The sequence below is a fragment of the Polaromonas sp. P1_G4 genome (genome assembly GCF_056405475.1).
Genome location: NZ_JBFUCA010000320.1, coordinates 1 through 4,939, shown reverse-complemented (window position 1 = coordinate 4,939; position 4,939 = coordinate 1). Strand labels below are relative to the sequence as shown.

The following is a 4,939-nucleotide window of genomic DNA, read 5'->3' as shown; positions in this document are numbered from 1 at the left end:
TAGTACGCGAAGCGACAAGCGTGGGGGCTTTTGAATGACTGGCTGGCAAACACTGCTTTATAAAGAAACCTTGCGCTTCTGGAAAGTGGGTTTCCAGACGGTCGGAGCCCCGGTGTTGACCGCCGTGCTCTACATGCTGATCTTTGGTCACGTGCTGCAGGATCAAGTGAAGGTCTACGACCAGGTCAGCTACACCGCCTTCCTGGTGCCGGGCCTCGTGATGATGAGCGTGTTGCAGAACGCGTTCGCCAACAGCTCTTCCTCGCTGATCCAGAGCAAGATCATGGGCAGCCTGGTGTTTGTGCTGCTCACGCCGCTGTCGCACTGGCACTGGTTTTTTGCGTACGTCGGCTCGTCCGTCGCACGTGGCCTGCTGGTGGGAGCGGGCGTATTTGCCGTCACCGTGTTCTTTGGCCAACCCGTCTTTGTGGCGCYGCTGTGGATTGTGCTGTTTGCGGTGCTGGGCGCCGCCATGCTGGGCGCACTGGGCGTCATCGCCGGGCTGTGGTCTGAAAAGTTCGACCAGATGGCAGCCTTCCAGAATTTCGTCATCATGCCCATGACCTTCCTGAGCGGCGTGTTTTATTCGATCCACTCGCTGCCGCCGTTTTGGCAAAAGGTCAGCCACCTGAACCCGTTTTTCTACATGATCGACGGTTTTCGCTACGGATTCTTTGGCGTCAGCGATGTTTCGCCCTGGCTGAGCCTGGGGATTGTTTTGACGGCCTTGCTTGTCGTTAGCTCCGTTGCCGTGAACATGCTGCGCACCGGCTACAAAATAAGACACTGACTGAAACCAAAACATATGACCAGCGAAGAACTTCAATCCATCATCACCGCAGGCCTGCCGTGCGAACATATCGAGCTGTCGGGCGACGGGCGCCATTGGTACGCGACAATCATCTCCAGCACCTTTGAGGGCCTGCGCTTGATCCAGCGCCACCAGAAGGTGTACGCCACGCTGGGTGGCCGCATGCAGACCGACGAAGTGCATGCGCTGTCGATGAAAACGTATACGCCCACCGAATGGGCCAACAACAACACGCAATAAAAGAACATGGACAAATTACTCATCAGGGGCGGCAAATCACTCGCCGGCACGGTCGAAATTTCCGGCGCCAAGAATGCCGCGCTCCCGGAGCTTTGTGCAGCCCTGCTGACGGCCGACACGGTGACGCTGCAGAACGTGCCGCGCCTGCAGGACGTGGCCACCATGCTCAAGCTGGTGCGCAACATGGGCGTGCAGGCCGAACGCAGCCAGGACGTGCCCAGCACCGTGGTGCTCAATGCCGGCGGCCTGAGCTCACCGGAAGCCCCTTATGAGCTCGTCAAGACCATGCGCGCTTCCGTGCTGGCCCTCGGCCCGCTGCTGGCGCGCTTTGGCGAAGCGACTGTGTCACTGCCCGGCGGCTGCGCCATTGGTTCGCGGCCGGTCGACCAGCACATCAAGGGCATGCAGGCCATGGGCGCTGAAATCGCCGTGGAGCATGGCTACATGATCGCCAAGCTGCCGGCTGGTCAGAAGCGGCTCAAGGGCACCAGCATCACCACCGACATGGTGACGGTGACCGGCACTGAAAACTTCCTGATGGCCGCCAGCCTGGCAGAAGGTGAAACCATCCTGGAGAACGCCGCACAGGAGCCCGAGATTGGCGACCTGGCTGAAATGCTCATCAAGATGGGCGCGAAGATTGAAGGTCACGGCACGCGCCGTATCCGTATCCAGGGCGTGGAGCGCCTGCATGGCTGCACCCACCAGGTGGTGGCCGACCGCATTGAAACCGGGACCTTTTTGTGCGCGGTGGCCGCTGCCGGCGGCGACGTTGTCTTGAAGCATGGCCGAGCCGACCACCTCGATGCCGTGATCGACAAGCTGCGTGAAGCCGGTGCCGTGGTGACTGCGGGTGAGGGTTTTATCCGCATCCAGGCCAGCGGCCGAATGAAGGCGCAATCCTTCCGCACGACTGAATACCCCGGCTTCCCGACCGACATGCAGGCCCAGTTCATGGCGCTGAACGCCATTGCACAGGGCAGCAGCACGGTGACGGAGACAATCTTTGAAAACCGTTTCATGCACGTCAACGAGATGGTGCGCCTGGGCGCCAAGATCCAGATCGAAGGCAAGGTCGCGGTCATGGAGGGTGTTGAAAAGCTGTCGGGCGCCACCGTGATGGCCACTGATTTGCGCGCCTCCGCCAGCCTGGTAATTGCCGGCCTGGTGGCCGAGGGCGAAACCATGGTGGACCGCATTTACCACCTGGACCGCGGCTATGACCAGATGGAAGCCAAGCTGCGCGGAATCGGTGCCGACATAGAACGAGTCAAAGCATGATCACCCTGGCGTTATCCAAAGGCCGCATCTTCGACGACATCCTGCCGCTGCTGCGAAGCGCCGGCATCGAGGTACTCGACGACCCGGAAAAATCCCGCAAGCTGATTCTGGACACCAACCAACCCGGCCTGCGTGTGGTGCTGGTGCGTGCCACCGACRTGCCCACCTATGTGCAGTACGGCGGCGCCGACCTCGGCGTGGTCGGCAAAGACACTTTGCTCGAATCCGGCAGCCAGGGCCTGTACCAGCCGCTCGACCTGCAAATCGCCAAATGCCGCATCAGCGTGGCGGTGCGCGAAGGTTTTGACTACGCCGCCGCCGTGCGCCAGGGCTCGCGCCTGAAAGTGGCCACCAAGTACGTGGCGATTGCCCGCGACTTTTTCGCCACCAAGGGGGTGCACGTCGACCTGATCAAGCTCTATGGCAGCATGGAGCTCGCACCGCTTACAGGCCTGGCCGACGCGATCGTCGATCTGGTCTCCACCGGCAGCACGCTCAAGGCCAACCACCTGGTCGAGGTCGAACGCATCATGGACATCAGCTCGCACCTCGTCGTGAACCAGACCGCGCTCAAGCTCAAGCAAGAGCCCATCCGCAAGCTGATCGATGCCTTCGCCGCCGCCACGGCCACACCTTGAGTCTTGATGCTATGAAATTAATAGCTTCTCCCGCACGACTGTCAACGGTCTCGGCAACTTTTGATGCTGATTTCAAGGCGCGGCTGCATTGGTCCGCCGACACTGACGCGGCCATCGAGCAGCGCGTGGCCGACATCCTGGCCGATGTGCAACAGCGCGGCGATGCGGCGGTGCTGGAATACACCGCGCGGTTTGATGGCCTGTCAGCTGCGTCGATGGCTGGGCTGGAACTGACGCAGGCGGATTTCAAGGCCGCATTTGATGCCATTCCCGCTGCCCAGCGCGAGGCCCTGCAGGCCGCAGCCGCCCGGGTGCGCAAGTACCACGAGGCACAGAAGAAGGCATCGGGAGAGAGCTGGAGTTATCGCGACGAAGACGGCACGCTGCTGGGCCAGAAGGTCACGCCGCTGGACCGGGTGGGCATTTACGTTCCGGGCGGCAAGGCTGCCTACCCCTCCAGCTTGCTCATGAACGCCATCCCCGCCCACGTGGCTGGTGTGCAAGAGATCATCATGGTGGTGCCAACGCCCGTGCGCGGCAGCGTGGCCACGGGCGGCTCGGGCGACCAGGCGGCGTCGAGCAAAGGCGAGCGCAATGAGCTCGTGCTGGCCGCCGCCTACGTGGCCGGCGTCACCCGCGCCTTCACCATCGGCGGCGCGCAGGCCGTGGCTGCGCTGGCCTACGGCACGCAGACCGTGCCCAAGGTCGACAAGATCACCGGCCCCGGCAACGCCTATGTTGCCAGCGCCAAAAAGCGCGTTTTTGGCACGGTGGGCATCGACATGATTGCCGGCCCGTCTGAAATCCTGGTGCTGGCTGACGGCAGCACGTCGGCCGACTGGGTGGCCATGGACTTGTTCAGCCAGGCCGAGCACGACGAACTCGCGCAAAGCATCCTGCTGTGCCCCGACGCCGCGTATATCGATGAAGTGCAGGCCGCTATCGACCGCCTTTTGTCCGAAATGCCGCGCGCCGAAATCATCGCCAAGTCCCTCACCGGCCGCGGTGCACTGATCCACACCCGCAGCATGGAAGAGGCCTGCGAGATCAGCAACCGCATCGCACCCGAACACCTCGAAGTCTCCAGCCGCGACCCGCACAAGTGGGAGCCCTTGCTCAAGCACGCCGGCGCCATCTTCCTGGGCGCCTACACCAGCGAATCGCTGGGCGACTACTGCGCCGGCCCCAACCACGTGCTGCCCACCAGCGGCACGGCGCGCTTCAGTTCGCCACTGGGTGTCTACGACTTCCAGAAACGCTCCAGCCTTATTGAGGTCAGCGAAGCCGGTGCGCAGGTCCTCGGCAAGATCGCCGCAGAACTTGCTTATGGCGAGGGCCTGCAGGCGCATGCCCGCGCCGCCGAAATGCGGCTTTCCAAACCCGATTGAATCGTAAATGACCCGCATTTTCAGATCGCTGAATCTTGTCGTTGCTGCTTGCATTGCGCTGGCAGGATTGCAGGGCTGCGCGTCCGTGGTGCAACCCTCAGAGAAACCTCCCAATGCGATTGAGCTTTCAGGAGTGGTCTCCGAAGTGTCTGCCTCGCCCTACTATGGTTTGAGTTCGGTTCAGCAAAGTAGCGCGACGCTTGCAGGGGGCTCTGCTGGCGTCATGCTGGCCAACGCCATTGGTGCGCAGCAGGGCAATCGCGACGTCAGCTCCATCGTGGTGACCGTTTCAAACATCTTGTCGCTGACGCTTCCTGTGAGTGGTACTTTCCGGTCCGGCGAATGCGTGAAGCTTTTTGTAGATCCCATGTTCAGGGAGCTGCTGAACCGCAAAGACGTGGCCAACAGGAGCATGCCCACGGGCTCCGCTTTCGTGCAGAAAAGCAGCTGCTGAGCGAACCGGCACTCACAATACCGCCAGACAGAGTCAATTCACCCATCATGAAACAGTCAGACGCCTCACTGGCTCCCAAGCTCAAAAAACTGATCCGCCAGGACGTGCAGTCCATGCATGCTTACGC

General features: G+C 61.6%; 6 protein-coding genes. All 6 read left to right on the top strand.

Annotation, left to right across the window (positions count from 1 at the left end):
- The first annotated feature begins 34 nt into the window (after window positions 1-34).
- The 6 genes from AC1D1X_RS15535 to AC1D1X_RS15510 are packed head-to-tail and all read left to right on the top strand — an operon-like array spanning window position 35 to window position 4,812.
- Complete coding sequence (locus AC1D1X_RS15535) at window positions 35-790, top strand: ABC transporter permease (protein WP_477698598.1); 756 nt, start codon at window positions 35-37, stop codon at window positions 788-790.
- A gap of 15 nt (window positions 791-805) precedes the next feature.
- Window positions 806-1,051: a BolA family protein gene (locus AC1D1X_RS15530; RefSeq protein ID WP_477669869.1), complete on the top strand. Its 246-nt coding sequence runs from the start codon at window positions 806-808 to the stop codon at window positions 1,049-1,051.
- A gap of 6 nt (window positions 1,052-1,057) precedes the next feature.
- Window positions 1,058-2,332 carry a UDP-N-acetylglucosamine 1-carboxyvinyltransferase gene (gene murA, locus AC1D1X_RS15525; protein WP_457279714.1) on the top strand — a complete coding sequence of 425 codons (1,275 nt, stop codon included), beginning with the start codon at window positions 1,058-1,060 and terminating at the stop codon, window positions 2,330-2,332.
- Window positions 2,329-2,970 carry an ATP phosphoribosyltransferase gene (gene hisG, locus AC1D1X_RS15520; RefSeq protein WP_477698597.1) on the top strand — a complete coding sequence of 214 codons (642 nt, stop codon included), beginning with the start codon at window positions 2,329-2,331 and terminating at the stop codon, window positions 2,968-2,970. The genes murA and hisG overlap by 4 nt, the downstream gene beginning before the upstream one ends.
- Window positions 2,971-2,981: 11 nt before the next feature.
- Window positions 2,982-4,358, top strand: coding sequence for a histidinol dehydrogenase (gene hisD, locus AC1D1X_RS15515; protein WP_477669867.1), 1,377 nt, complete (start codon window positions 2,982-2,984; stop codon window positions 4,356-4,358).
- Between the two features lie 7 nt (window positions 4,359-4,365).
- Window positions 4,366-4,812: a hypothetical protein gene (locus AC1D1X_RS15510; RefSeq protein ID WP_477669866.1), complete on the top strand. Its 447-nt coding sequence runs from the start codon at window positions 4,366-4,368 to the stop codon at window positions 4,810-4,812.
- Window positions 4,813-4,939 lie beyond the last annotated feature (127 nt).